Below are 26,467 nucleotides of genomic sequence, written 5' to 3' on the forward strand. Positions count from 1 at the left end.
TTAGATTCCGGCTTGTGTGTGGGGACCGGTTGGATGGGCTGGCTGATCACTGGTCGTAGTCTGCCGGAGGCGTCGGGTCGGGATCGCTCGTGAGATTCCTGCCGCCTGTGGGGCTGGCTTGTTGAGGGTGTGCGTCCTGGCTTGGCGCCGGCTGCGGTCTGACTCAACAGAGGTTCGGGCGCGACAAGCTGGAAGTCGGAATGTCGACCGCGGTTTCCCTTGTCCGGTGCAGGAAAGGAGCGCGGTTGATGGTTGTGATCGGGGTCGATCCGCATAAGTCCAGCCACACGGCGGCGGCGCTGGAGCCGGGTGCCGGCGCGGCGCTGGGCACGGTGCGCGTCGAGGCGGCGTTGCCGGGGTATCGCAGGCTGCTGGCCTGGGGCCGGGGGTTCGGGCAGCGGCGGTGGGCGGTGGAGAACGCCTGGGGGCTCGGCCGTCATCTGGCGCAGTGGCTGGTCGCGCGGGGCGAGACCGTCGTGGACGTCCCCGCGACGGCGACCGCGCGGGTGCGGCAGCTGTCGCGGGGCCGGCGGAAGAACGACGCCCTGGACGCAGCGGCGGCGGCCGGTGTGGCGGCCCTGCAGGGCGACGGGGGCCTGGTGGCCGCGGAGGGCGCCTCGACGGTGCTGGGGATGCTCGACGAGCGGCGGAGCAACCTGGCACGGCAGCGCACCCGGACGGTCAACCAGCTGCATGCCCTGCTGCGCGACCTGCTGCCCGGCGGCGCGCCCGCCGGCCTGACCGCCGGGCGGGCCGCCGGGATCCTCGCGGGGATCCGCCCGGCCTCGCCGGCGCAGCGGGCCCGCAAGGACCTCGCACGGGATCTGGTCGAGGACCTCCGCGCGCTGGACGGCCGCCTCAAGACCAACCGCAAGCGGATGCAGGACGCGGTCGCCGAGTCCGGCAGCAGCCTGCCCGGCATCGCCGGCGTCGGGCCGGCGGTGGCCGCACGGCTGCTCGGGCGCACCGGCCGGGCCTCGCGATTCCCGACCGCGGCCGCCTTCGCCGTCCACGCCGGCGCCGCGCCGGTCGAGATCGCCAGCGCGGACAAGACGCGCCATCGCCTGTCCCGCCGGGGCGACCGCCGGCTCAACAACGCGCTGCACACGATCGCGCTGACACAGGCGCGCATGCCCGGAACCCGCGGGCGCGTCTACTACGACGCCAAGATCGCCGAAGGCAAAACCCGCAACGAAGCGATGCGCTGCCTCAAACGCCGCCTCGCCGACCACGTCTGGCGAGTCATGACCGCCGACGAACGACGGGAGGCGCCAGCGGCAGGCCCGGGAGGACACACGGGGACGACTCTGACATCCAGCGCGGCCGGCCCAACCCCGACAGCCGACTCTTCGGACAAGTCACTTCCCGGACCCGCCACCCACAACCCTACCGCCCCGAACCACACACCTTGACAAACACAGAGGAACCCTCAAGGAGCCCTTCACGGACGTTCGGGGAGAGCCGCGGCGCGTCAGAGGACCATGGTCCGGTTGCCGTGCACCAGAACACGGCCTTCCAGGTGCCAGCGCAGGCCGCGGGCGAGCGTCACCTTCTCGATGTCCCGGCCCTTGCGCACCAGGTCCGGCACCGAATCGCCGTGATCGACGCGGATCACGTCCTGTTCGATGATCGGCCCGGCGTCCAGGTCGGCGGTGACGTAGTGGCAGGTCGCGCCGACGAGCTTCACGCCGCGGGTATGCGCCTGGTGGTACGGCTTCGCGCCGACGAACGACGGCAGGAAGCTGTGGTGGATGTTCAGCGCCCGTCCAGCCCACGCCTCGCACAGTTCCGCGGGCAGCACCTGCATGAACCGCGCCAGCACGATCGCGTGCGGGTCGTGCGCGTCGACCAGTTCGCGGACCTTGGCGAACGCGGCCGCCTTGCCGTCCGGGTCGCCCGCCGGGAACGGCACGTGGTGGAACGGGATCCCGTGCGCGCGCGTGATGTCCGCGAGCGAATCGTGGTTGCCGATCACCGCGGCGATGTCGACGTCCAGCTCACCGGAGGCGACCCGGCCGAGCAGGTCGTACAGGCAGTGCCCGGCCTTCGAAACCAGCACGACCGCGCGCGGCCGCTCGCCGGTGTCGCGCACCTGCCAGCTCGACTCCGCGGACAGTTCGTCCGCCACCGCGCCGAACCGCTCGCGCAGTCCCGCGGCGTCGAACGGCAGCGAATCGGCGCGCACGACCTGGCGGGTGAAGAACCAGCCCGAGTCCGGGTCGGTGTGATACGCCGCCTCGACGATCATTCCGCCGTGGTCGGCGAGGAAGCCCGAGATGCGGGCGATGATGCCGGTGCGGTCGGGGCAGCCGAAGGTGAGCACGTAACGCTGGGGATCTGACACCCGTCCATTCTCTCCGGCCGCTGGTCAGGGCGCTGCGAGGGGCTCCAGAAGGGTGGCGTCGCCGACTTTTTCCGCGTGGTTCGGACGGCCCCACAGCGCGCGGTAGACGTCGTCGGCCGGGCCGGCGAGCGTGAGGTCCGGCACGCCTTCGCCCAGCGTCGGCGGCTGATCCGGGTGCAGCAAAACCGTCCATGTCCGCGTGTCGGTGGAGACCTGGACGATCCCGTCGCGGCCGCTCGGCCGGCTGCGGCGCGGGGTCAGGAAGGCGAGGAACTCGTCGATGCCGTCCTCGGCGAACTCCGTGCGGTACCGGGTGCCCGGCGGCGTGGGCAGGGCGCTTTCCGCGTCGAGCCGGTGGATGGCGAACTCGTGCGCGAGCCTCCGCGTCCAGTCGCCGACCGTGACCGGTCCGCCGTGCGGGAACGGCGAGCGCAGCGGGGTGTCCGCCGGGCGGCGCAGGGCCTCGCGCACGGCCATCCGTTCGCCGTCCCAGCGGCCGAGGGCGTCCTCCCAGGTGTGCGTACCGGGCCGGGGCTCAGCATTCCGGTCGGTGATCGCCGCGACCGTGTACGAGAGCACCGCCGTCAGGTGCGTCACCAGGTCCTGCACTGTCCACTCCGGACAGTTCCGGACCGGCGCGGCCGGACCCGCGGCGAGCGCCGCGGCCTTGATCCGGTCGGCGTGGATGTCGATCGCCTCCAGCAGGCGTGGCGCGTCCATGCCTCGACCGTAGCCTGCGCACCCGCACCCGCCGGCCGAATTCGATGAGCACGACCAGCAGCAACCCGAGCAGCAGCGAAAGCAGCAGGCCGTACCCCGGGCGGTCGGCGAAAGCCGCGCCTCCGGCGAGTCCGATCAACGCGCTGTACACCGACCAAAGCGTCGCGCCCACGGCGTCGAGCGGCATGAACCGGCGCAGCGGATAGCCGAGGCTGCCGTTGGCGAGCGCGCTCGCGACGCGGCCGCCGGGCAGGTAACGCGCGGCGACGATCAGCAACGGCGCTTGCCGGCGGACTTGGTCGCGAGCCCATTCGTAGCGTTGCCGCCCGGACGGTCCGCGCTCCAGCCAGGCCACGGCACGCGGTCCGGCGGCGCGGCCCACGGCGTAGCCGAGACAGTCGCCCGCCCACGCCCCGGCGGCGGAGACGGCGACCAGCAGCGCGAGCCGGCCCAGGTCCGGCCCGATCAGGACGGCGACGGTCACCACGGTCGTTTCGCTCGGCATGAACGGGAGCAGCGCGTCCAGCCCGGCGATCGCGAACACGAGCACCCACAGCCAGGGCGAGCCGAGCGTGCCCCGGATCAGCTCGGTGACGTGTTCCAGCAGTTCCACCCGCTCATCGTCAGCACTGAAGGTCACCACGGGATGACTCAGCGGGGTGCGGGTGGTGAACAGGTGGGTTCAGCGCGGCGCGACGCTCTCCCAGGCCACGGTCAGCTCGCCGAGCCGGCGGCGGTCCGGATTGCCGAAAACCGGCCAGCCGCGGTCGGCGAGCATGGCGACGGTGGCGGTCCAGCGAGCCCGCACGCCGAACGAACGGTGCGGCGCGGCGGCCGCCCAGCATTCGTCCAAAGTGGACATCAGGGCGTGCACGCGTTCGCCGGGAACGTTGCGGTGGATGAGGATCTTCGGCAGCCGTTCGGCCACTGTGGACGGACGGTCGAGTTCGGCGAGGCGCAGCGACAGGGTCAGGGTGCGCGGGCCGTCGGCCCCGACCACGACCCAGGTGACCAGCCTGCCGATCTCGTCGCAGGTGCCCTCCACGAGCAACCCGTCCGGCGGCATCGCGTCGAGCATCAGCTGCCACGCGCCGGGAACCTCTTCCTCGGCGTACTGCCGCAGCACATTGAACGCGCGCACCAGCACCGGCCGCGTTCCAGCCAGCTCGAAGCCGCCACGGCGGAAATCGAGCCGCGGCGGATCAGCGGCGGGCAGCGCGGCGGCCACGCGCACCGGGTCGAGCTCGAGCCCGAGCACCCGGATGTCCGGCCGGATCCGCGCCAGCCAGCGGGCCAGCTCCACCGTCGTGACCGGCGACGCTCCGTAGCCGAGATCGACGACGAGGGGACTTTCGCCCCGCCGCAGCAGCCGCGTGACGGCCGGGTCGCTCGCGAGCCAGCGGTCGACCCGGCGCAACCGGTTGGGATTGGTGGTGCCCCTGGTCGGGGCTCCCACCGGAGTCAGGCGTGCTCGGCCAGCCACTGTGCGGTGAACTCGTCCTCGTGCCGCAGCAGGTTGACCACCTGCCCGGAGACGAACTCCTCGATCCGGCCGCCGAAGAGCGGGATCCGCACGACGACCTCGCCGGTAGTGCGCAGCAGGACCTTGCCGTCCTTCGGGGTGAGGTAGGTCGAGGCGCTGATCTCGCCCGGCACGCCGCCAACGCCGACGTCGGACCGGCCGGTGTACTCGTCGCCGGACCGCTTCCACGTCTGGGTGCGGTTGACGATGATGTCGCCCTTGTGCAGCGCGCGGACGGCTTGCGGGAGTTTGGCCGCCTTGATGCCGTGCTGGAGTTCGTAGCGCACGGAGTCGCCTTCGGCGGTGTAGGACAGGAGCTTCGCGTCGTCTCCGCCTAGTGCGGCGAGGCGGGCGCGCAGTGCTTCCTCTCCGGCTACGGCGGTGAAGACGGTGTCGAGCGAGCCGTCGAATTCGCCGCGGTGCTCGATGCGGGATCCCATGTAGCGGACAGTACCTGGGCGGGGCGGCTCGTCGCCTGGCGGCGACATTGCAGTTGGGGGTGGCGTGGGGCACCCCGAAGCCGGATTGTGCTGACGGTCTTGGGGTGCTTGTCAAGGCGGGAAAGCGTGCCTTGACAAGCACCCCAAGACCGCAGGGAGGCTTCGTATCGGGGTGCGGGGGAGGGGCTGGGTGCCTCGAATTTTGGGTGCGCCGGTTGCGGTTCGGGGGTAGGTGGGCTGGTGCCCCCGCGTCCGCACAGTGGCTTGGGGCCTGTCGCAGGCGAGTGGGCACACTGGCGGGGCCGGCGGGCCGTGAAGGGCTCCTTGAGGGAATCTAAGTCCGTGAAGGGGCCCCTCGCGGACTGCGGCGGGCCGTGAGGGGAACGCTGGGGGAACCAGAGGTGGTGAGGGTAGCCCTCACGGACGGTCCGCGGGGGTGGTGCGGAGGGCGCGCAGTACCGTCAAGCTTCGTGGACATCGCTGAAACGCCTGGCCTGGCTCGTCTCGCCGACTTCACGACCCTCCGTCTCGGTGGGGCGGTGCGTCGGTTCGTCACTGCGACCACTGCGGCTGACCTTGTTGCCGCGGTGCGGGAGGCGGACGAAGCTGGTGAGCCCGTTTTGCTGCTCGGCGGCGGGTCGAATCTCGTGGTCGGCGACGAAGGCTTCGACGGCACCCTCGTGCGGATCGCCACTACCGGCTGGACCCGGGACGGCGACGTCGTCGAGGTGGCCGCTGGGCAGGAGTGGGACGCGTTCGTCGCCGCGCTGGTCGAGAGCGGGCTTGGCGGGCTCGAGTGTCTCTCCGGGATTCCCGGGTCGGTCGGGGCGACGCCGATCCAGAACGTCGGCGCGTACGGCGGCGAGGTGGCCGAGTCGATCGTTTCCGTCGAGTTGTACGACCGGGCCGCGAAGGAGGTGCGCACGGTCAAGGCGGACGAGCTCGGCTTCGCCTACCGCACCAGCGTCCTCAAGGGCACCGACCGCGGTGTCGTGCTCAGCGTGCGGTTCCGGATCGACCCGAGCGGGCAGTCCGCGCCCATCCGGTACGCCGAGCTGGCGCGCACGCTGGGGGTCGAAATCGACGCGAAAGTCCCCGCCGCGCGGGCTCGCGAGGCAGTGCTCGGGCTGCGGCGCGGCAAGGGCATGGTGCTCGACCCGGCCGATCACGACACCTGGAGCGCGGGCTCGTTCTTCACCAACCCGATCGTCCCCGAGGAAGCGGCTCCGGCGGTGCTGAACAAGATCGCCGAGTCGACCGAGGGCAAGGTTCCGCAGTATCCGGCCAGCGGCGGGGTGAAGCTCTCCGCCGCGTGGCTGATCGAGCGGGCCGGCTTCGGCAAGGGTTACCCCGGGCCGGGCGGCCGGGTTTCGCTGTCCACCAAGCACACTCTCGCGCTCACCAACCGCGGCGGGGCCAGCACCGGCGACCTGCTCGCGCTCGCCCGCGAGGTCCGCGACGGCGTCGAAGCGCGGTTCGGCGTGCGGCTGTATCCGGAACCACTGCTGATCAACTGTTCGCTTTGAGGTCCGCGGGGTAACCCGGGGGATCAAGCGAACGCGCAACCGGGCACCGGGTGAAACGTCTAGCCGGATAGAGAGGAATTTCCGGTTCGGCAGGTAACGTCGAATCGGTCACCGGCGCTGAGATGCGTGGGAGAAGCCGGTGCGGGGGACAAGTGGAGGTAGGACCGTGATCGAGCGCCGTACGGTGTTCAAGGCCGTTGCCGCGGCGAGTGCGGCGGCGCTGGCCGCCGCGTGCTCGGGCGGCGGCAACGACGGCACCGCGGTGCCGCAGGGCGGAAGCGGCGACAACGGCGGCAAGCCGGTCGCCCCGGTGGCGAAGCTCACCGCGACGCCCGCCGTCGGGGCCAAGGACGCGAGCGTGCGCGAGCCGGTAGTGGTGAAGGTCACCGAAGGCAAGCTCACCGAGGTCAAGGTGACCAACGAGGGCGGCGACGAGATCAAGGGCGAACTCGCCTCCGACGGCCTCTCCTGGACCAGTTCCGAACCGCTCGGCTACGGCAAGACCTACACCTACTCGGCCAAGGCGACCGGCACCGACCAGCGGCCCGCCGAACTGAAGGGGTCGTTCTCCACGGTCAGCCCGGCCAAGACGGTGCGCGCCACGCTCAACCCGGGCGACGACGCCGAGGTGGGCGTCGCGATGCCGATCAGCGTCAAGTTCAACGGGGGCGCGCCGAAGGACCGGGCCTCGGTCGAGAAGGCGCTGAAGGTCAAGACCAGCAACGACGTCGAGGGCTCGTGGGCCTGGCTGTCGCCGAACCAGGTCGACTGGCGGCCGAAGGAGTACTGGCCGGCCAACACGACCGTCGAGGTCGAGGCCAACCTGTACGGCGTGGACCTCGGCGGGGGCGTCTACGTGAAATCGGACGTCAGCACCAAGTTCAAGATCGGCCGCAACCAGGTGGTCAAGATCCACACGCCGGACCATGTGATGAAGGTCTACCGCGGCGGCGCGGAGAGCGCGAGCTACCCGTGCTCCAACGGACTGGACTCGGTCGTCGACCGCAACACCCCGAACGGCACCTTCATCATCATGTCCAAGGAGCCGCACGCGGTGTTCGACAACGCCCGCTACGGCTACACCAACGTCAACAAGAAGTGGGCCTGCCGGTTCTCCAACCACGGCGAGTTCATCCACGAGAACCAGGACAACGCGGCCGCGATCGGCAAGACCAACAACTCGCACGGCTGCGTCAACCTGCTCGAGGCGGACGCGAAAGCCTACTTCGATTCGGCGATGATCGGCGACCCGGTCGAGATCACCGGCTCGCGGCTGGGCAGCCCGACCAACTCCGACGTCAAGGACTGGTTCTACGACTGGGCCACCTGGAAGTCGATGTCGGCCGCGAAGTGATCCACTAGCCGTCTGCTAACAAGTAGAAGTGAACACTGAGGTAACCGGGGCCGGCGGCGTGCGGATCGCACTGCGCGCCGAGGGGCCGGAGAACGCGCGTCCGATCGTCTTCGTGCACGGCTGGGCCCAGTCCGCCGCGGCCTGGTCGGCTCAGCTGGCCGACCCGGCGCTGAGCGGGCAGTTCCGGCTCGTCGCGATGGACCTGCGCGGGCACGGCGGCTCCGACGTCCCCTCCGGCGGGTACGACGATCCGCGGCAGTGGGCGGGCGACCTCGCCGCGGTGCTCGACTTCGCCGGTCCGGACGCGATCGTCGTCGGCTGGTCCTATGGCGGCCTGGTGATCACCGACTACCTGCGCGTGCACGGCACCGCACGGCTCGGCGGCATTGTGCTCGTGGGAGCGATCACCGAGATCGGCCGCAACCGCGAAGGCGGGGCCACCGGGCCGATCATGCGGGCCGCGCTGCCCGCGGCGCTTTCGGAGGACGCTGAGGTGGCGATCCCCGCGCTGGTCGAGTTCACCCGGGCCCAGGCCAGCCCGAAGGTGCCCGGCGCGTACGCGCAGGCGATGCTCGGCAGCTCGCTTTCAGTGCCGCCCGCGGTGCGCGGCGCGCTGTTCCGGCGGGACATCGGCAGCGCGGACGTGCTCGCCGCGGTCGACAAACCGACGCTCGTCGTGCACGGCTCGGCCGACGGAGTGGTGGATCCTTCGGCGGCCGAGTATTCCGCCGGGAAGATTCCGGGGGCGGTCCTGCGTTGGTTCGTTGAGGCCGGGCATCTGCCGTTCGTCGAGGAGCCGGAGGACTTCAACTCCGCGCTGCGGCGGTTCGCCGGGGACGCAGCCGAGTAGCAGGAGTGACCAGGTGACCCTCAAGGGATTCATCGCTGAGCCGCGCCGGATCGCGGTCTTGTCCGTGCACACCTCTCCGCTCGAGCAGCCGGGCACCGGCGACGCCGGCGGGATGAACGTGTACGTCAGCCAGACCGCGCAGGAGATGGCGCGGCGCGGCATCGAGGTCGAAGTCTTCACCCGGGCGACCTCGTCGGACCAGCCGCCGCTGGCGGAGCTGGCGCCGGGCGTCACGGTGCGGCACGTGCCGGCCGGGCCGTTCGAGCCGCTGGCGCGCGACGAGCTGCCCGCGCAGCTGTGCGCCTTCACCTCGGGCGTGCTGCGCGCGGAGGCGTTTCACGAGCCGGGCTACTACGACCTCATCCACTCGCACTACTGGCTGTCCGGCCAGGTCGGCTGGCTCGCCCGCGATCGCTGGGGCGTGCCGCTCGTGCACACCGCGCACACCCTGGCCAAGGTCAAGAACGCGCTGCTCGCCGAAGGCGACAAGCCCGAGCCGCGGACCCGCGTGATGGGCGAGGAGCAGGTGGTCGCCGAGGCCGACTGTCTCGTCGCGAACACCCAGGTCGAGGCCCGGCAGCTGGTCGACCTCTACGGAGCCTCGACGCACGCGGTGCACGCGGTGCCGCCGGGCGTCGACCTCGAACGGTTCACGCCTGGGTCGCAGCTGGACGCGCGCCGCGAGCTGAATCTGCCGCCGGACGCGGTCGTGCTCGCCTTCGCCGGACGGATCCAGCCGCTCAAAGCACCGGACGTGCTTTTGCACGCGGCGGCGGAAATGCTGCGGCGGCGGCCGGAACTGGCGTCGCGGCTGGTGGTTTTGGTCGTCGGCGGACCGTCGGGCACCGGATTGGAGCAGCCGCAGGCGTTGCGGGAACTGGCGGTGTCGCTGGGCATCGCCGAACAGGTGCGTTTCCTGCCGCCGCAGAACGGGTCGAAGCTGCGCACGGTGTTCCGCGCGGCCGATGTGGTCGCGGTGCCGAGCTACAACGAATCCTTCGGGTTGGTCGCTCTCGAGGCGCAGGCGTGCGGGACGCCGGTGGTGGCGGCCGAGGTCGGCGGGCTGCCGGTCGCGGTGCCGCACGGCGTGTCCGGGCTGCTGGTTCCTTCGCACGGCGCGGCGGAATGGGCCGACGCGCTCGCCTCGGTCGCGCTGCGGCCGGAGCGGCGCGCCGAACTGGCGGCCAACGCGGTGCGGCACGCGCAGCGGTTTTCCTGGCGGCGCACCACGGATTCGTTGCTCGACATCTATGCTCAGGCGACCAGAGCGTTCCGGCAGGCGCTGGAACTGCGGGCGGAGGTGGCAGTGTGAGCCTGGACGCGACTATCAAGTCCACTTTGGACTCGAGTGGGCTGAAATACGACCGTCGCGGCGAAGGCCGTTATTTCGTGACGTTGCCCGGAACCAAGAAGCTGCAGACCAACTGCTGGCTCGTGGACGGCGACCACGCGTTCTCGGTGGAGGCGTTCGTCTGCCGCCGTCCGGACGAACGGCACGAGGACGTGTACCGGTTCCTGTTGCAGCGCAACGCCCGGCTCTACGGCGTGCACTACACAGTGGACAGTCTGGGCGACATCTACCTGGTCGGCCGCTTCGGCAAGGAGACGGTGACCGAGTCCGAACTGGACAAGATCCTCGGCCAGGTGCTCGAGGCCGCCGACGGCGATTTCAACATCCTGCTGGAAATCGGGTTCGCCACCTCCATCAAGCGCGAATGGGACTGGCGCGTCTCGCGCGGCGAATCGCTGGCGAACCTCCAGGCGTTCAAACACCTCGCCGAACCCGCCGGAGGGCACGAACCGGGGTTGACCGAGTCGTAACCGATTCCGTGCAACGGGTCCGCCCGGCCGGCCCGTCTCCCCGCCATCGACTGGAGGGAGACGGGAATGCGGACCCGATGGAGATGCGTGCTCGCGGGCGGCGCGCTGGTGCTGCTGGCCGGATGCAGCGGCACCAGCGCGGATTCGGCGAGGTCGGCTGTCGCGCCCGCGCAGCAGGAACAGGGGGCAGCGCCAAGGCAGGGCACCGCGCAGGCGTCCGTGCCGGAGCCCGGCGCGACTGATCGCAAGCTGGCGCGTAGTGCGCAGCTGGAGCTCACGACGCCGAACACTGATGAGGCCGTGTCGCGCGCCAAGGCGATCGCGGCCGGCGCGGGCGGTTACCCCGGACAAGAGAGTGCGACAGACGATTCCGCTTCGCTGACCTTGTCGGTGCCCGCGGAGAAGCTTGACGGCGTGCTTGACCAGCTCGGCGGGCTCGGCCAGGTGAAGCGGCGGGAAATCAGCGCACAGGACGTGACCGCGCAGGTGGTCGACGTGGACGCGCGGCTCGCGACTCAGCGCGCGAGCGTCGAACGGATCCGCGCGCTGCTGGCGAAGGCGCAATCGGTGTCCGAGATCGCGTCGGTCGAGAGCGAGCTGACCAGCCGGCAGGCCACGCTGGAGTCGCTGGAGCGGCAGCAGGCGTCGCTGGCCGGTCGGGTCGCGATGGCGACTGTGTCGCTGTCGGTGACGAAGGAGCAGGCCCCGGCGCAGGCGGGCGGCTTCCTCTCCGGGCTGTCCGGGGGCTGGGACGCGTTCGTCGGCTTCTGCCGCGGACTGGTGCGGGTGCTGGGCGTGCTGCTGCCGTTCGCGGTGGCGTTCGGGATCCCGGCGGGCGCGGTGTTCTGGTGGCTGCGGCGGCGCAAGGCCCGGCTCGCGCAGTAGCGGGGCTGGCGGAACGGCTCGAGGGAGGGGGGAGTCGCGATCTCGAGCCGTCCCGCTGCAGGTCCCGCCTTGCTGGACCCGGTGACGAGGGGGATGCCAACGGGGCCGGCGGGCCGCGGCTCGGCAGGGGGAGACGAGCCGCGGTCACTGCCCGTGATCAGCCGGGAGTGCGTGGAATCCGGCTGAGCGGGACATGCCCAACCTGTCAGATGTCGACCAGTAATCACAAGACTACTGGTTACTCCGTTCGAGTGAAATTCGCAGACAGGGATAACAGTGCGCAGCGCCTTGCACTCTTTGGCCTGCTCATGGGCAACCCGGCTGCGCGTCGGGTGAAAGTGTTACTCCCGGGTAACGCACTCTGGGTAGAGGGGTGGACGCACTACCGGCGGCGCTGGCGCGCTCTGGCAGGCTGGTGGCCATGGCCGAACTTGGGACCCTGGTGCTGCTGCGGCACGGACAGAGCACGTGGAACGCGGAAAACCTGTTCACCGGCTGGGTGGACGTGCCCCTTTCGGAGACCGGCGAGCGCGAAGCCCGGCAGGGCGGGCAGCTGCTCGCCGAGGCGGGGCTGCTGCCGGACGTGGTGCACACGTCGCTGCTGCGCCGGGCGATCAGCACGGCGAACATCGCCCTCGACGCCGCCGACCGGCACTGGATCCCGGTCAAGCGCGACTGGCGGCTCAACGAGCGGCACTACGGCGCGCTGCAGGGCAAGAACAAGAAGCAGACGCTGGACGAGTTCGGCGAAGAGCAGTTCATGCTCTGGCGCCGTTCGTACGACACGCCGCCGCCCGCCATCGACCCGAAGGACGAGTTCAGCCAGACCGGCGACGCGCGGTACGCCGACCTCGGCGACCAGGCCCCGCTGACCGAATGCCTGAAGGACGTCGTGGCCCGGCTGCTGCCGTACTGGGAGTCGGCGATCGTCCCCGACCTGCGGGCCGGCCGCACCGTGCTGGTGGCCGCGCACGGCAACTCGCTGCGCGCGCTGGTCAAGCACCTCGACGGGATTTCCGACGACGACATCGCCGCGCTGAACATCCCGACCGGGATCCCGCTGCGCTACGACCTGACCGAGGACCTCAAGCCGGTCAAGGCGGGCGGCGAGTACCTCGACCCGGAGGCAGCGAAGGAAGCCGCGGCCGCGGTCGCGAACCAGGGCCGCTGAGCCCTCGCCCGCGGAGTCGATTACGCCCGCTGTCCGCTTCCGAGCGGGCAGCGGGCGCAATGGCGTCCACAGCGGGTTCAGGATCCGGAGGCGGTAATCGCCTTCATCCCGGACACCTTCCATTCGCTGCCCTGCCGGACGAGGTCGAGGTGGATCGGCAGCCGGTTCTCCCCGGGATTCTGGCCGCCGGTGGTCGTCAGCAAGGCGGCCAGCAGCGCTGACGCGTGGGTGCCGTCCGGGCTGAGTTCGGTCAGCGCGGCCGTCGAGTCGACACCGTAGGCCGACTTCTTCCCGGTCTTCTTGATGCTGTCGACCGTCTCCTGGCGGCTCGTCCGGAACTGCGTCAGCAGCGGCTCGGCAGCCACGTTCTCCCAGTCCGCGTAGTTCCGGTCGATGTTCTGCGGGTCGACCGTCATCAGGACGCCGCCGTCGCGGCGGGCCGCGGCGACCGCGGAATCCCTCGTGGCGGCAAGGCCTTTCGCCGGGCCGGCGGCCGTGGCGATCGGGCCGCGCGGGTCGAAGTTCAAGTCCTGCAGCTGCCAGTGCCCGCTCGTCCGGACCGCGGTGACCAGCATGAGCGCGCCGGCCTGGTTCTTGGCTCCGTCGGGACGGGTGCTGTGCTGCGTGGCCGCCACCAGCATCCGCGCGTGGTCCGGGGTCAGCTCGGCCAGCCCCGTTTCCATGACCTGCGTCTGCGTGGTCACCGGCTCGGTGCGGACCTCGGCGAACGTCTTGTCGAACTGCGCGCGGGCCGCGCCGGTGAGGTACTCCTGCTCGGTTTTCGCGACCTCGTCCGGCTTCGTGGAGTCATAGCTGAACGCCTTTTCCACCGCGCTTTTGATGCCGGACACCGCGTCACTCGTCGCTTTGGCGTCCACATAGGCCACATTCGGCGGCGCGGGAGCAGGTGCGGGCGGCGCGGGTTGGGGGGACGCGGCGCATCCCGCGGTGAGCAGGGCCGCGGCGAGCACAGCGCGCCTCACAGCAGGCCCGCCTCCCTCGCGAGAGCACCCGCTTGGAACCGCGACGTCGCACCCAGTACATCCATCAATTCGGCCACCCGCCGACGGTACGTCCGCAGCCCGACGCCCATCTCTCGGGCCGCCTTTTCGTCCGTGGAACCGGAAGACAGCAGGTCGAGCAGCTGCGGGGTGTACTGGCGCAGTTCGGCGAACCGCGTCTCGTACGCCTCCATCGCGGTCGACGAACGCCAGGCGGCCTCGAACAGCGACGAGATCCCGCGCACCAAATCCGGGCCGGTCACGACGCTGTACCCGGGACCGGCGGCGAGAATGGCGACGCGGCCGTCGAGGAGGATCGTCTCGTTGATCTCGTGGTCGCTGATCCGGACTTCCGCGCCGAACCGCTGCAGCGTCTGCAGGTGCTCGGCGCCGGCCGGGTCGAGCAGGACCCGCGAGAGGTAGACCTTGCGGACCCGGAGTTTGCGCGCTTTCGGCAGTTCCTGGGCGAATTTCTGCATCGCCGACCAGGTGTGCAAGTCGTTCGCGGCGCAGGCGAACTCGGCGGCTCCGGCGAGCAGGTGTCCGGCGCGCTCGACCAGTTCTCGCTCGTCGCGCAGATTCGCGACTTCCTCGGCTCGGGGCACGTCCTCCAGTGTTCCCGCGTTGGCAGCTTGCTGCCAAACCCGCCGCCGGGCTCGCCAGGGAAAGCACGCTGGAGACATGACCGAAACGACACTTCCCGCCGCTGCCGCGGGCACCTGGCAGCTGGGCTCCCGCACCGTCAACCGGCTCGGCTTCGGCTCGATGCGGCTCGGCGGTTCGCTCGACCCGAACGCGCCGATCGACGCCGAACGCGCGATTGCGGTGCTGCGCCGCGCCGTGGAGCTGGGCGTGAACCACCTCGACACCGCCGCGTTCTACTTCGGAACCACCTGGTCGGCCAACGCGTTGATCAAGGCCGCGCTCGCGCCGTACCGCGACGATCTCGTGCTGACCACCAAGGTCGGCCCGTCCCGCGACGAATCCGGCCAGTTCCGGCCGTTCGCCCGTCCCGACGAGCTGCGCGGCCAGGTCGAGCAGAACCTGCGCGAACTCGGCCGCGACCAGATCGACGTCGTCAACCTGCGGATCGGCACCGGCCTCGACCGCGGCACCGGCTCGCTCGCCGAGCACTTCGGCGCATTGGCCGAACTGCGCGCCGAGGGGCTGATCGGCGAGCTGGGGATTTCCAATGTCGGCGCGGAGCACCTCGCCGAGGCGCAGGCGATCGCGCCGGTCGTGTGCGTGCAGAACCAGTACGGCCTCTCCGCCCGCCGCGAGGACGACGAACTGCTGCGGTTGTGCGGCGAACAGGGCGTGGCGTTCGTGCCGTTCTTCGCCGTAGCGAGTGGACAGTCCGACGAACGGGTGGCCGAGGTCGCGCGCCGGCACGACGCGACGGAGGCTCAGGTGCGGCTCGCGTGGACGCTCGCGCAGGGCCCGCACGTGCTGGCGATCCCCGGCACCAGTGACCCCGCTCACCTGGAACAGAACGTCGCCGCGGCGGCGCTGAAGCTGACCGACGAGGACCTCGCGACCCTCGACGGCCGCTGACCGGCATCCGGATCGATTTGGCCGAAACATCTCGATCGGGTGAACGGGGCCTGACCCCGAGGCGAATATGTACCCCTCAGGTGTCACTCGCCTCACGACAGGGCTTCCAGGACTAGGCCGGAAGGCTACCGGGATGCTTACGATTCCCTCGTGACCACGCCTGTTGTCCTGCTGACGGCCATCGGCGCACTTGTCGTCGGCGCGGTCGCCGGGTTCCTGGCCGCCCGGGCACGGGCCCGGCGCGAGGCGGTCCGGCCCACCGGCCCCACCGTCGCGGAACTGCTCGAACGGCTGATCCGCTCTTCGAACAACGGCGTCATCGTGCTCAACCGGTTCGGCGACCTGGTGCTGCACAATCCGCGGGCGTACGAACTCGGCCTCGTCCGGGTGAACCAGGCCGATCCGCGGGCGCGCAAGGCCGCCGAGCAGGTCGTCGAGACCGACGAGCCGATGGAGGTCGACCTCTCGCCGCTGGAGAACCGCGGCCGCCGCCAGCCCGAGGCGGTGCTCGGCGAGGTCCGGCCGCTCGGCGACGGGTTCACCGTCGTCGAGGCCGTCGACCACTCCGAGGCGATCCGGCTGGAGGCGGTCCGCCGGGACTTCGTCGCGAACGTCAGCCACGAGCTGAAGACCCCGGTCGGCGCGATCGCGCTGCTCACCGAGGCCGTGCTGGACGCCGCCGAGGACGTCGACGAGGTCCGCCGCTTCGGCGGCAAGATCCTGCGCGAGTCCACCCGGCTCGGCCAGCTCGTCACCGAGCTGATCGCGCTGTCGCGCCTCCAGGGCGCCGAACGGCTGCCCGACCTCAACGTGGTCGAGGTCGACGCCGTCGTGCGCGAGGCGCTCGGGCGCACCACGCTGTCCGCGGAATCCGCCGACATCACCATCACCACCGACGCGCCGAGCGGCCTGCTCATCGAGGGCGACCGGACGCTGCTGGTCACCGCGCTGTCGAACCTGCTGGAGAACGCGGTCGCGTACTCGTCGGCGGGCAGCCCGGTGTCGATCTCGCGCCGGCTCGCCGACGGCATGGTCGAAATCGCGGTGACCGACCGCGGCATCGGCATCGCCGAGGACGAGCAGCAGCGCGTGTTCGAGCGCTTCTACCGCGCGGACAAGGCGCGTTCGCGCGCCACCGGCGGCACCGGCCTCGGACTGGCGATCGTGAAACACGTCGCGGCCAACCACGGCGGTTCGGTCGGCCTGTGGAGCCGTCCCGGCACCGGGTCGACCTTCACCCTGCGCATCCCCGCGCACGTGCGCACCGAACCCGCCGACACCGCACGCAAGGTCGCGCCCGCGCGGCCGGACAAGACCCCCGAGCGGACACCCCGGCTCGTGGCAACCGGGCAGGAAGTCTCCAGCCCAGACCATGGAGGAAACCTGTGACGAGGGTTCTCATAGTCGAGGACGAAGAGTCCTTCGCCGACCCGCTCGCTTTCTTGCTGCGCAAGGAGGGCTTCACCGCCGCGGTGGCGGCGACCGGCCAGCAGGCGCTCGAAGAGTTCGACCGCAACGGAGCCGACATCGTGCTGCTCGACCTGATGCTGCCCGGGATGAGCGGCACCGACGTGTGCAAGCAGCTGCGGCAGCGTTCCGCGGTGCCGGTGATCATGGTGACCGCGCGCGACAGCGAGATCGACAAGGTCGTCGGGCTGGAACTCGGCGCCGACGACTACGTGACCAAGCCGTACTCAGCGCGCGAGCTGATCGCGCGGGTGCGCGCGGTGCTTCGCCGCGGCGGGGAGCCGGGCAGCGACGGCGAACTCGCGCCGCTGGTGCTGTCGGCCGGACCGGTGCGGATGGACGTCGAACGGCACGTGGTGACGGTGGACGGCGGCGAGGTTTCGCTGCCGCTCAAGGAGTTCGACCTGCTCGAGTACCTGCTGCGCAACGTCGGCCGGGTGCTCACCCGCGGCCAGCTGATCGACCGGGTGTGGGGCGCGGACTACGTCGGCGACACCAAGACCCTCGACGTCCACGTGAAGCGGCTCCGCTCGAAGATCGAGCCGGACCCGGGTTCGCCGCGGCACCTGGTGACCGTGCGCGGGCTCGGCTACAAGTTCGAGACCTGAGCGGTTCCCCGGCGGACGAGGGGTCGGCCGGGGTGTCGGGAACGGCCGGACGAGGGCCCCATGCGGGTAGCTGATGCCCGCAAGGGGCCCTTCACGGTTTTTGCCCGGGTTTCAACGCACACTGTGCTGGTTCGCGCACGCTGAGTTGGTGTCGATCCGAGTGGAGTTGGTTACAGTTTCGAGACCTGGCACTGGGACCGGTACGCTGAATCCTCGTGCGCCTAGGGGTACTCGACGTCGGTTCCAACACCGTCCACTTGCTCGTGGTCGACGCCCACCGTGGCGCCCACCCGACCCCGATGCACTCCGAGAAAACGATGCTGCGGCTGGCCGAACAGCTCACCGGGTCCGGCGAGCTGAGCCGTTCCGGCGCGGACGGCCTGGTCCGGGCGGTCGAATCGGCCAAGGCCGCGGCCGCGCGGCTCGGCTGCGAGGACGTCATGGCGTTCGCGACGTCCGCGGTGCGCGAGGCGAAGAACTCGGCGAAAGTGCTGGCCAGGGTGGCCGCCGAGACCGGCGTCACCCTGCGGGTGCTGTCCGGCGAGGACGAGGCACGGCTCACCTTCCTGGCGGTGCGCCGCTGGTACGGCTGGTCGGCCGGGCAACTGCTGGTGCTGGACATCGGCGGCGGGTCGTTCGAGGTCGCGATGGGCCGCGACGAGGAGCCCGAACTCGCCGAATCGCTTCCGCTCGGCGCCGGGCGCACCACCCGCACCCGCTTCCGGCACGACCCGCCCACCCGCTCCGAGGTCGTCGCGACCTCGGCCTGGCTCGAGGACCAGCTCGCCGGGCTCGCGAAGAAGGTCGCCGCGCAGGGCCTTCCGGACCGGGTCGTGGCGACCTCCAAGACGTTCCGCTCGCTCGCCCGGCTGACCGGGGCGGCCCCCTCGGCGGCCGGCCCCCGCGTGCGCCGTACGCTGACTGACACCGCCCTTCGCCAGCTCATCGCCTTCATTTCGCGGATGACCGCCGCGGATCTGGGCCAGCTGGAAGGCGTCAGCCCGAGCCGGTCGCATCAGCTCGTGGCGGGCGCGTTGGTGGCGCAGGCCGCGATGCGGGCACTCTCCCTCACCGAGTTGGAGATTTGCCCCTGGGCGCTGCGAGAGGGTGTCATCCTGCGGCGGTTGGACCACGCCAACGGCGCGGACGAAACTGGGACGGCCCTCGCCGGCGTTTCGGCGAGCGGGGAGGACCGGTGAAAGCAGCGGACTGGACTTGGCCGACGAAGACCAGGCACGGTGAAGAGGTGACGGACATGCACTGCACGGTGTCGATCGCGCGCGGCTCCGGAGGCAGGTGTGCCCGAGTGACCACAACCAACCCCGAGCGCGCTTTGGACAGCACGGTATGACGGACCAGACCGGCGGCGACCAGCCCCAGAAGACCGTGGCCGAACTGCTCGCCCAGCACGGGCAGCAGGTCGACGGCGGACGGCGACGCAGGCGCAGGGCGGCCGATGACGAGGACGAGGCCGCTCCGCGGCGCTCGGGCCTCACCGACACCGGACCGCAGGCGATCATCGACCGGGTCGCGTCCGAGGGCGGCACTCCGCCGCCTCCGTCGCGTCCCCCGGGCGGCCGCCGCCGTCCGGACGCGGCGCGCCCGGCCCCGCAGGAATCGGGCCAGTACCCGCGTCCTGGGCAGCAGCCTTCAGGGCAGTACCCCGCACCGCAGGACTCCGGGCCGCGAAACGCCCAGCCTTCCGGGCAGCGTCCGGCTCCGCAGGAGTCGGGCCAGTACCCGGTGAACGGCCAGCAGGACTCGGCGTACGTGCGTCCCCCGGCTCCGCCGCAGGAGTCCGGGCAGTACCCGCGCCCGGCCAACGGCCAGCAGGATTCGGCCTACGTGCGCCCGCCCGCGCCGCCGCAGGAGTCGGGCCAGTTCGCCCGCCCCGCGCCGCCCGCGGCCGGTCCGCAGGGCACCGGCTACGTGCGTCCGCCGGCTCCGCCGCAGGAATCCGGGCAGATGCCGGTGCCGCCGCGTGGCCGTCCGCCGCGTCCAAGGGCCGCCGACGAGGAAACCCGCGACGCGGTGCCGCCGCTCCGCCGTCGTCCCGCCCCGCAGCCGCCGCAGACTCCGCAGCCGCCGGACGGTGGCCTGGCGGCCCGGCTCGACGGTGTCGACGGCGAGGCCCCGGAACCGCCCGCCGCGCCGATGGCGAGCGGTGCGTTCCCAGCGCCCGGCGCCCCGGCAGCTCCGCCCAACCGGCCGCGGCGCGCTCCGGCCCGCCGTCCGGCGCCGAAACAGGAGCCGCACACCGAGCAGTTCGACGCGATCGACGGCCCGCCCGCCGAGCCCGTCGCCGAGGACGCGCCGCCCGCGGGTCTCGCCGGCTGGCGGCAGCGTCGGCAGGCGGAACAGCTGGAGGACACCGAGGTCGGCATGATGCCGGCCGTCCCGCCGGCTGGGGCGAAGCCGGAACCGGCCGCGGAGTACGCCGAGGACGACTACGTCGACGACGGCTACGAGGACGAGTACCCGCCCGCGGATTACGACGCGGGCCCGCCGACCGCGGGCTACCCGGCCCCGATGCCGTTCGCGCCGGGCGGCAAGGAACCGGTCGAGGACGATCTGGCCGAGTACGAGCGCGAGTTCGCCGAGCCGTCCGGCTACCCCGAGGGCCAGCCGGACTTCGAGGGCGACGACGGCTACGGGTACGAGCACGCCGAGGGCTACGAGCACGCCGAGGGGTACGCCGAAGGCGACGAGTACGACGACTACCCCGAGGAAGCCGTCGCCGAGGACGCTCCGGAGGCCGAAGCCGAGCCGGAACCCGCGGTGTCCGCGGGCAAGCAGTGGCTGACGCTGGCCGGGCAGCTGGCGCTGGGCGTCGTCGGCGGGGCCGCGGTGTGGCTCGGCTTCAACTGGCTGTGGGTCAACCTCGCGCCGGCCGCGCTCGTGGGCGCGCTGCTGGTGATCGTCGCACTGGTCTGGATCGTGCGGAAGATCCGCCGCGCCGAGGACCTGCAGACGACGCTGCTGGCGATTCTCGTCGGACTGGTGGTGACGGTGTCGCCCGCGGCGCTGTTGCTGGTGGCCAAGTAACCCGCCGCCGAGGACGCTGGGGCAGGATGGGCGCGTGAGTGAGAGCGCGCCCGTCCCCGTGGGTCTGAGCACCGCCTCGGTGTGGCCGCTGCGCGCGGGCGCGGCGTTCGAGCTGGCCGCGGATCTCGGCTACGACGGCGTCGAGGTCATGGTGTGGGCCGACCCGATCAGCCAGGACGTCTCGGCGATCCGGCGCTGGTCGCAGCGCACCGGGATGCCGGTGCTGTCGATCCATTCGCCGTCGCTGCTGATCACGCAGCGGATCTGGTCGCCGGACCCGGAGGTGCGGCTGCGCCGGTCCGTGGACGCCGCGCTGGAACTCGGCGCGCGCACGGTCGTGGTGCACCCGCCGTTTCGCTGGCAGCGCCGGTACGGCGACGCGTTCGGCGATCTGGTGGACGAACTGGAGGACGCCAGCGGCATCGACGTCGCGGTGGAGAACATGTTCAAGGTCCGCCCGCCCGGCGGATCGCGCGACGCCCGGGTGTCGGCGTTCCGGCCCTCGATCGACCCCACCGACGTCGGGTTCCGCCACTACACCCTGGACCTGTCGCATTCGGCGGCGGCGCGGATGGACGCGCTGGCGCTGGCCGACCGGATGGGGAAGGGCTTGAGCCACGTCCATCTGGCGGACGGGACGGGGATTCCCAAGGACGAGCACCTGATTCCGGGCCATGGCGGGCAGCCGTGCGCGGAGCTGCTGGAGAAGCTGGTCACCGACGGGTTTTCCGGGCAGGTGGTGCTGGAGGTCAACACTCGGCACGCGACTGGCGCGGCATCGCGAGCGCGGGCGTTGGCGGAGGCGCTGTTGTTTGCTCGGTTGCATCTCGGGCAGTGATCGGTGGACGTGGTGTGGCGGCTGCGCGGGAAGGCTGGTCGTTGACGGCGAATTCGGCCAGGTCGGCAGGAGGCGTGCGGTTGGTCGTCTGGTCGCGGGCAGGGCTGGGTTCGGCGGTTGATCCGCGTGTTCGGGGGTGTGGCGTGCGGTCGTGTGTGGGGTTGCTGGAGGTCAACCCTCGGCACGCGGCTGGCGTTGGCGGAGGCGCTCTTGTTCGCCCGGTTGCACCTCGGGCAGTGATCGGTGGGCGTGGTGGGCGGTCGTGTGCGGGGTTGCTGGAGGTCAACCCTCGGCACGCGGCTGGCGTTGGCGGAGGCGCTGTTGTTCGCCCGGTTGCACCTCGGGCAATGACCCGCGGGTGATCTTGCTCGGCTGTCCGGGCGGTCCCTGCCCGGCTCGGCTCGCAATGGCGGCCAGGCACCGTAAAGTGCGGGCGTGACCTCGTTGCCATCGCCGTCTCCAGATTTCGCCGGACCCGGTTCCACGCGCCGTATCGCCGTGGCCGGTCGTCCGTGAGCGCGGCCGACGACACCGCGACCGCCTTCGACGCGGCCACCGCAGTCCGGTCGCTCGGGGACAGCACGTTCACCGCGACGTTGCGTGCGGAATGGGCGATCGGGGTTCATCCGCACGGCGGATTCCTGGTGGCGCTGCTGGCGAAGACCGCCGCCGCCGCGTTGCACGAACGCGGGGACGCGACCGTCGACCCGCTCGCGGTGAGCACCGAATTCCTGCACGCGCCCGCGCTCGGCCCGGTGTTGCTGCGCGCCGATGTGCGCAAGGTCGGCCGCCGGGTGTCGGTGGTCGCGGTGTCGCTCGAACAGCGCGGCCGGGCTTGCGTCGAGGCGAGGGTCACGGTCGGCCGGTTGCCGATGCGCCGTTCCGAATGGACGGATCTGCCGCAGATGCCCGCCGAACCGCCGGCGAGCGCGCCGCAGTTCGGCAAGGACACCCCGGAAGGCCCGTTCCACCTGTCCGCTGCCTGCGACGTGCGGCTGGACCCGGCGACCGCGGGGTTCCTGTCCGGACGCACCGGCGACCCGCCCCGGCTGCGGATGTGGGCGCGTCCGCGCACCGGCCAGCCCGACGTCTACTTCTCGCTGCTGGCCGGCGACCTCAACCCGCCGGTAGTGGCGAACCTCGGACGGTTCGGCTGGGCCCCGACCGTCCAGATGACCTCGCTGGTGCGCACCCGCCCGGCCCCCGGCTGGCTCCGGATCCTCGTCGAAGCCCGGTCGGTGCACGAGCCGTGGTTCGACTCGGACGCGACCGTCGTGGACGCGCAAGGCCGGCTTGTCGCTCAGGTTCGGCAGCTGGCGCTCGCCCCGGCCCCGGGCGGCTGAGCCGCGTTTGGCACGCTGAAGCGCATGAGTGTGATCGCGGTGCTGGGTGCGGGAAAGATCGGCGAAGCCCTGCTGTCGGGCCTGCTCAACGGCGGCCACGAGCCAGGCGACCTGCTCTTCACCGAGCGGTACGAGGAGCGGGCGCGCGAGCTGGAGACCCGCTACCCGGGCATGAAAGCGGTGTCGGTCGCGGACGCGGCCCGGCGGGCGGACATCCTCGTGGTCGCGGTGAAGCCGCAGGACATCGAGCCGGTGCTGGAAGAGCTGGCCCCGCTGCTCGGGGCGTCGTCGCTGGTCGTCTCGCTGTGCGCGGGCCTGCCGACCGCGCTGTACGAACGCCGGCTGGCCGAGGGCGTCCCGGTGGTCCGCGTGATGCCGAACACCCCGATGCTGGTCGGCGAGGCGATGAGCGCGATCTCGCCCGGCAAGCACGCGACGGCCGAGCACCTCGCGACGGTCAAGGAACTGCTGTCGCACGTCGGCCAGGTCGTCGAGGTGCCGGAGCGGCAGCAGGACGCGGTCACCGCGCTGTCCGGATCCGGTCCGGCGTACTTCTTCTACCTGGTCGAGGCCATGATCGACGCGGGCATCCTGCTCGGCCTGCCGCGCGCGCTGGCCGGGCAGCTGATCATCCAGTCCGCGGTCGGCGCGGCGAAGATGCTCGCCGAGGGCCAGGACCACCCGGTGCTGCTGCGCGAGGCGGTCACGTCCCCGGCCGGGACGACCATCAACGCGATCCGCGAGCTGGAGAAGCACGGCGTGCGCGCGGCGCTGCTCGACGCGATCGAGGCCGCCCGCGACCGGTCGGAGGAGCTGGGCCGGGCCCACGAAAACTGATCTCCGGGAGCGGCCGATCGTCCCGGTTCCGGAGCGGGGCGGTCGGCCGAATCCGGCAAACCGGACCCGGCTGCGCCGTCCGGGCTAAGCGAAGCCCCAGGTGAGGGCCCATCCTGGTGACAGGCGTCGCACGAGTCCCACCTGTCCCGCTACCCTCGGAAGAGCACGTGCGTGTCGATACCACAGGTGGGGAAGCCTCGTGGCGCGACACGTGTCGAAGGACGCGGTAAACATGTCGCCGAACAAGAAGGAGGATTTGCCCGCGGTAGGGCAGGTCCAGTTTTTGACAGTCGCCGAAGTGGCCACGCTGATGCGGGTCTCGAAGATGACCGTGTACCGCCTGGTGCATTCGGGCGAACTTCCCGCGGTCAGAGTCGGGAAGTCCTTCCGGGTGCCGGAAAAAGCGGTGCACGAGTACCTGCAGGGCGCTTACTTCGACGTCGGGTAGGGCGCCGCGCGGCCTCGCCGCTCCGCCGGAGAGCGGCGGTGGGGCGGGGTCCGGGCGGTCGCCGGGCATGCGGCAAACCATGCCCGCCGACCGGCCCGCGCCGGGACGCTAGTAGCCTGGTAAACCGCTCGTGCCTGTGCGCTCCACCCGTTGGACGCTGCGCCGGGCAGCGTGACCGACGACCAAAGAGGAGCGCCCATGGGTTCCGTGATCAAGAAGCGCCGCAAGCGCATGTCGAAGAAGAAGCACCGCAAGCTGCTGCGTCGCACGCGAGTGCAGCGGCGCAAGGCCGGCAAGTGAGCCGTCCGCGCGGTTGAGGTTTCGTGGCCCGTCCAGTCTCTGGACGGGCCACACTCATGTTCGGACCTTCCTGCGCCCGATCGAGTGAGGCGCGGCTCGCAATCCGGACGTCCCTCGTAAAAACCAGGTAAGCCCTGGTCAGAAGGGTGCCTGCGGCCGGTAACATGGCAGGTGCATCAGCGCGATGCTTCCAGCGAGTGCAAGTTCGCGCACCCCGAGTGATCACTCCGCCTTGCACACTGCTGCCGATCAGGGAGTTCCATGGCCTCGAACATCGTGCTCGTCACCGGGGTCGCCGGCGACCTCGGCGGGAAACTGCTCGCCCGCCTTGGCGCGCACCCGGATCTCGAGCGGGTGATCGGTGTCGACACCGCCCCGCCCGCCAAGGACATCCAGCAGCGGATGGGCCGCGCCGAGTTCGTCCGCGCCGACATCCGCAATCCGCTCATCGCGAAGGTGATCAGCAGCGCCGAGGTGGACACTGTCGTGCACACCTCGTGCACCGCGCATCCGGCCGGGCCGAGCCGGCGCGCGGCGGTCAAGGAAGTCAACGTCATCGGCACCATGCGGCTGCTCGCGGCGTGCCAGCGCGCGCCGAAGGTGCACAAGCTCGTGGTGAAGTCCAGCGCCGCGGTGTACGGCGCGGGCGCGCGTTCGCAGGCGGTGTTCACCGAGGATTCGGAGCTGATCCCGCCGTCGTCCAGCGGGTACGCGAAGGACGCGGTCGAGATGGAGGGCTATGTGCGCGGCCTCGCCCGCCGCCGCCCGGACCTGACGATCACCCTCCTGCGGTTCGCGAACATCATCGGCCCCGAGGTCGACACCGTGCTGGCCCGGTACTTCTCGCTGCCGGTCGTGCCGACGGTCTTCGGCTACGACGCCCGGCTGCAGCTGCTGCACGCTTCAGACGCGCTGTCGGTGCTCGAAATGGCGACGGTGGAAGACCGGCCGGGCGTGTTCAACGTCGCCTCCGAAGGCGTGCTCACGCTGTCGCAGGCGATCCGCCGGGCGGGCCGGGTCGGGCTGCCGATGCCGCGCGCGGTGGTGCCCTCGGTCGGCAAGCTGCTGCGCGGCGCACGAGTGGTCGATTTCTCCGCCGACCAGGTGCGGCTGCTGAACTTCGGCCGCGCGGTCGACATCACGAAGCTCAAGAAGGAGTTCGGGTACACGCCGCGCTGGACCACCCGCGAGGCGTTCGACGACTACGTGGCCGGCCGCGGCCTGCGCCCGGTGCTCGACGGCGGCGCGCTGGCCGGGCTGGCCGGCAAGGTGCTCGAGGCCGCCGCCACCGGGCAGGCGAGCCGATGAGCCACGCGACGAGTGCCGGAAGTGAGGCGAATCCCGTGAACGGTGCTGAGGCACAGGTCATTCCGCTGCACGGTCCCGGCCGGGAGAAGCCGGTCGAGGCTCCGGAACCGGTCGAGGAGCGGGTGGACGCGCCGGTCGTGGAGTTCCCGGCGCAGCCGTCCGGCCCGGTCCGCGAACCCGCGGCCGACCCGCTGTCGGAGTCGGTGCGCAGCGCGCTCACGTTCCTGCGCCATCGGCTCACCGGCGACTACGCGGTGGACGAGTTCGGCTTCGACGCCGAGCTGACCGAGACGCTCGTGCTGCCGCCGCTGCGCGCGCTGTACGAGAAGTGGTTCCGCGTCGACACGTTCGGCGTCGAGAACCTGCCGAAAGCGGGCGGCGCGCTGCTGGTGTCCAACCACTCCGGCACCTTGCCGCTCGACGCGCTGATGACCGCGGTCGCAGTGCACGACGAGACCGGCGGACGGCACCTGCGCGGCCTCGGCGCGGACCTCGTGTTCAAGCTGCCGCTGGTGGGCTCGTTCGCGCGCAAGTCCGGGCAGACGCTCGCCTGCAACGCCGACGCCGAGCGGCTGCTGACCAACGGCGAACTGGTCGGCGTGTGGCCGGAAGGGTTCAAGGGCGTCGGGAAGCCGTTCTCCGCGCGGTACAAACTGCAGCGCTTCGGCCGCGGCGGGTTCGTGTCCGCGGCGATGAGCGCGGGCGTGCCGATCATTCCGGTGTCGGTCGTCGGGGCCGAGGAGACGTATCCGAAGATCGGCGAACTCAAGGTGCTGGCGCGGTTGTTCGGACTGCCGTACTTCCCGGTCACGCCGTTCTTCCCGCTGCTGGGCCCGCTCGGCGCGGTCCCGCTGCCGACGAAGTGGTCCATCGAGTTCGGCGAGCCGATCCGCACCGACGACTACGGCCCGGACGCCGTCGACGATCCGATGCTGGTGTTCACGCTCACCGACCAGGTGCGCGAGTCGATCCAGCACTCGCTGTACCGCCGGCTTTCCCAGCGGCGCAGCGTTTTCCGCGGCTGAGCTTTACTCGGGCGGCCGCCAGCCTCACCAGGCCGTGCGCGATCGCCCAGGGTTGCCTGA

The 26,467-nt window shown here is 71.2% G+C and carries 26 protein-coding genes and 1 pseudogene; 20 read left to right on the forward strand and 7 right to left on the reverse strand.

Annotation, left to right across the window (positions count from 1 at the left end; genetic code table 11):
• The first annotated feature begins 248 nt into the window (after window positions 1–248).
• Complete coding sequence (locus L942_RS00725; RefSeq protein ID WP_037353482.1) at window positions 249–1,412, forward strand: IS110 family transposase; 1,164 nt, start codon at window positions 249–251, stop codon at window positions 1,410–1,412.
• 59 nt (window positions 1,413–1,471) lie between these two features.
• Here L942_RS00725 and purU read toward each other — a convergent pair whose 3' ends face one another.
• The 5 genes and pseudogenes from purU to L942_RS00750 form a co-directional block, all read right to left on the reverse strand.
• On the reverse strand, window positions 1,472–2,323 hold the full coding sequence (gene purU / locus L942_RS00730; protein ID WP_037353483.1) for a formyltetrahydrofolate deformylase: 852 nt from the start codon (window positions 2,321–2,323) through the stop codon (window positions 1,472–1,474).
• A 45-nt stretch (window positions 2,324–2,368) separates the two neighbouring features.
• Window positions 2,369–2,968 (reverse strand): annotated as a pseudogene (locus tag L942_RS00735) (maleylpyruvate isomerase family mycothiol-dependent enzyme); the annotation flags it as partial.
• A complete protein-coding gene (locus L942_RS00740) occupies window positions 2,880–3,677 on the reverse strand; it encodes a DedA family protein (RefSeq protein WP_037353486.1) in 798 nt (265 codons plus the stop codon). The pseudogene L942_RS00735 and the gene L942_RS00740, both read right to left, overlap by 89 nt.
• A 69-nt stretch (window positions 3,678–3,746) precedes the next feature.
• A complete protein-coding gene (locus L942_RS00745) occupies window positions 3,747–4,547 on the reverse strand; it encodes a hypothetical protein (RefSeq protein ID WP_037353488.1) in 801 nt (266 codons plus the stop codon).
• A complete protein-coding gene (locus tag L942_RS00750; RefSeq protein ID WP_037353491.1) occupies window positions 4,526–5,026 on the reverse strand; it encodes a DUF2505 domain-containing protein in 501 nt (166 codons plus the stop codon). Before L942_RS00750 ends, L942_RS00745 begins: the two co-directional genes overlap by 22 nt.
• A 470-nt stretch (window positions 5,027–5,496) precedes the next feature.
• On the opposite strand from L942_RS00750, the gene L942_RS00755 reads away from it, so the two are divergent.
• The 7 genes from L942_RS00755 to L942_RS00785 all read left to right on the forward strand — a co-directional run bounded on the left by L942_RS00755 (window position 5,497) and on the right by L942_RS00785 (window position 12,633).
• A complete protein-coding gene (locus L942_RS00755) occupies window positions 5,497–6,552 on the forward strand; it encodes a UDP-N-acetylmuramate dehydrogenase (protein ID WP_037353494.1) in 1,056 nt (351 codons plus the stop codon).
• A gap of 166 nt (window positions 6,553–6,718) precedes the next feature.
• Entirely contained in the window at window positions 6,719–7,906 is a 1,188-nt protein-coding gene (locus L942_RS00760) for a L,D-transpeptidase (protein ID WP_037353496.1), read from the forward strand.
• Between the two features lie 28 nt (window positions 7,907–7,934).
• Window positions 7,935–8,756, forward strand: coding sequence for an alpha/beta fold hydrolase (locus L942_RS00765; RefSeq protein WP_037353498.1), 822 nt, complete (start codon window positions 7,935–7,937; stop codon window positions 8,754–8,756).
• A gap of 13 nt (window positions 8,757–8,769) precedes the next feature.
• Window positions 8,770–10,068, forward strand: a complete 1,299-nt coding sequence (gene mshA / locus L942_RS00770) for a D-inositol-3-phosphate glycosyltransferase (RefSeq protein ID WP_081654891.1) — start codon at window positions 8,770–8,772, stop codon at window positions 10,066–10,068.
• Window positions 10,065–10,577 (forward strand): YbjN domain-containing protein, encoded by a 513-nt coding sequence (locus tag L942_RS00775; protein ID WP_009071931.1) that lies wholly within the window; start codon window positions 10,065–10,067, stop codon window positions 10,575–10,577. The genes mshA and L942_RS00775 overlap by 4 nt, the downstream gene beginning before the upstream one ends.
• Before the next feature lie 66 nt (window positions 10,578–10,643).
• Window positions 10,644–11,462: a DUF4349 domain-containing protein gene (locus L942_RS00780; protein WP_051165641.1), complete on the forward strand. Its 819-nt coding sequence runs from the start codon at window positions 10,644–10,646 to the stop codon at window positions 11,460–11,462.
• 421 nt (window positions 11,463–11,883) lie between these two features.
• A complete protein-coding gene (locus L942_RS00785; protein ID WP_037353501.1) occupies window positions 11,884–12,633 on the forward strand; it encodes a phosphoglyceromutase in 750 nt (249 codons plus the stop codon).
• A 77-nt stretch (window positions 12,634–12,710) separates the two neighbouring features.
• Here the strand turns inward: L942_RS00785 and L942_RS00790 are convergent, their stop codons facing one another.
• Both L942_RS00790 and L942_RS00795 read right to left on the reverse strand, forming a co-directional pair.
• Entirely contained in the window at window positions 12,711–13,616 is a 906-nt protein-coding gene (locus tag L942_RS00790) for a hypothetical protein (protein WP_158684398.1), read from the reverse strand.
• A complete protein-coding gene (locus L942_RS00795; protein WP_037353505.1) occupies window positions 13,613–14,239 on the reverse strand; it encodes a response regulator transcription factor in 627 nt (208 codons plus the stop codon). Before L942_RS00795 ends, L942_RS00790 begins: the two co-directional genes overlap by 4 nt.
• A 76-nt stretch (window positions 14,240–14,315) precedes the next feature.
• Between L942_RS00795 and L942_RS00800 the strand changes: the two genes are divergently transcribed.
• The 12 genes from L942_RS00800 (at window position 14,316) to L942_RS00850 (ending at window position 26,407) form a co-directional block, all read left to right on the forward strand.
• On the forward strand, window positions 14,316–15,188 hold the full coding sequence (locus L942_RS00800; RefSeq protein WP_037353507.1) for an oxidoreductase: 873 nt from the start codon (window positions 14,316–14,318) through the stop codon (window positions 15,186–15,188).
• 150 nt (window positions 15,189–15,338) lie between these two features.
• Window positions 15,339–16,577, forward strand: a complete 1,239-nt coding sequence (locus L942_RS00805; protein ID WP_037353509.1) for a sensor histidine kinase — start codon at window positions 15,339–15,341, stop codon at window positions 16,575–16,577.
• Window positions 16,574–17,263, forward strand: coding sequence for a response regulator transcription factor (locus L942_RS00810; protein WP_037353511.1), 690 nt, complete (start codon window positions 16,574–16,576; stop codon window positions 17,261–17,263). Before L942_RS00805 ends, L942_RS00810 begins: the two co-directional genes overlap by 4 nt.
• Before the next feature lie 215 nt (window positions 17,264–17,478).
• The gene (locus L942_RS00815; RefSeq protein WP_037353514.1) at window positions 17,479–18,462 is read left to right on the forward strand and encodes a Ppx/GppA phosphatase family protein; all 984 of its coding nucleotides are present in this window, start codon (window positions 17,479–17,481) and stop codon (window positions 18,460–18,462) included.
• A 148-nt stretch (window positions 18,463–18,610) separates the two neighbouring features.
• Window positions 18,611–20,308 carry a phage holin family protein gene (locus L942_RS44820; RefSeq protein ID WP_037353516.1) on the forward strand — a complete coding sequence of 566 codons (1,698 nt, stop codon included), beginning with the start codon at window positions 18,611–18,613 and terminating at the stop codon, window positions 20,306–20,308.
• A 34-nt stretch (window positions 20,309–20,342) separates the two neighbouring features.
• A complete protein-coding gene (locus L942_RS00825; protein ID WP_037353518.1) occupies window positions 20,343–21,146 on the forward strand; it encodes a sugar phosphate isomerase/epimerase family protein in 804 nt (267 codons plus the stop codon).
• 512 nt (window positions 21,147–21,658) lie between these two features.
• Window positions 21,659–22,489, forward strand: a complete 831-nt coding sequence (locus L942_RS00830; protein ID WP_037353519.1) for a thioesterase family protein — start codon at window positions 21,659–21,661, stop codon at window positions 22,487–22,489.
• Between the two features lie 24 nt (window positions 22,490–22,513).
• Window positions 22,514–23,326 (forward strand): pyrroline-5-carboxylate reductase, encoded by an 813-nt coding sequence (proC, locus tag L942_RS00835; RefSeq protein ID WP_037353522.1) that lies wholly within the window; start codon window positions 22,514–22,516, stop codon window positions 23,324–23,326.
• Window positions 23,327–23,558: 232 nt separating this feature from the next.
• Window positions 23,559–23,774 carry a helix-turn-helix domain-containing protein gene (locus tag L942_RS00840; RefSeq protein ID WP_037353555.1) on the forward strand — a complete coding sequence of 72 codons (216 nt, stop codon included), beginning with the start codon at window positions 23,559–23,561 and terminating at the stop codon, window positions 23,772–23,774.
• Window positions 23,775–23,972: 198 nt separating this feature from the next.
• Window positions 23,973–24,074, forward strand: coding sequence for a 30S ribosomal protein bS22 (locus L942_RS42605; RefSeq protein WP_007030867.1), 102 nt, complete (start codon window positions 23,973–23,975; stop codon window positions 24,072–24,074).
• Between the two features lie 261 nt (window positions 24,075–24,335).
• Window positions 24,336–25,382, forward strand: a complete 1,047-nt coding sequence (locus tag L942_RS00845) for an NAD-dependent epimerase/dehydratase family protein (protein WP_037353526.1) — start codon at window positions 24,336–24,338, stop codon at window positions 25,380–25,382.
• A complete protein-coding gene (locus tag L942_RS00850) occupies window positions 25,379–26,407 on the forward strand; it encodes a lysophospholipid acyltransferase family protein (protein ID WP_037353529.1) in 1,029 nt (342 codons plus the stop codon). Before L942_RS00845 ends, L942_RS00850 begins: the two co-directional genes overlap by 4 nt.
• The last annotated feature ends 60 nt before the right edge of the window (window positions 26,408–26,467 follow it).

This window comes from Amycolatopsis orientalis DSM 43388 (assembly GCF_000411975.1).
GTDB classification, from domain to species: Bacteria; Actinomycetota; Actinomycetes; order Mycobacteriales; family Pseudonocardiaceae; genus Amycolatopsis; species Amycolatopsis orientalis_D.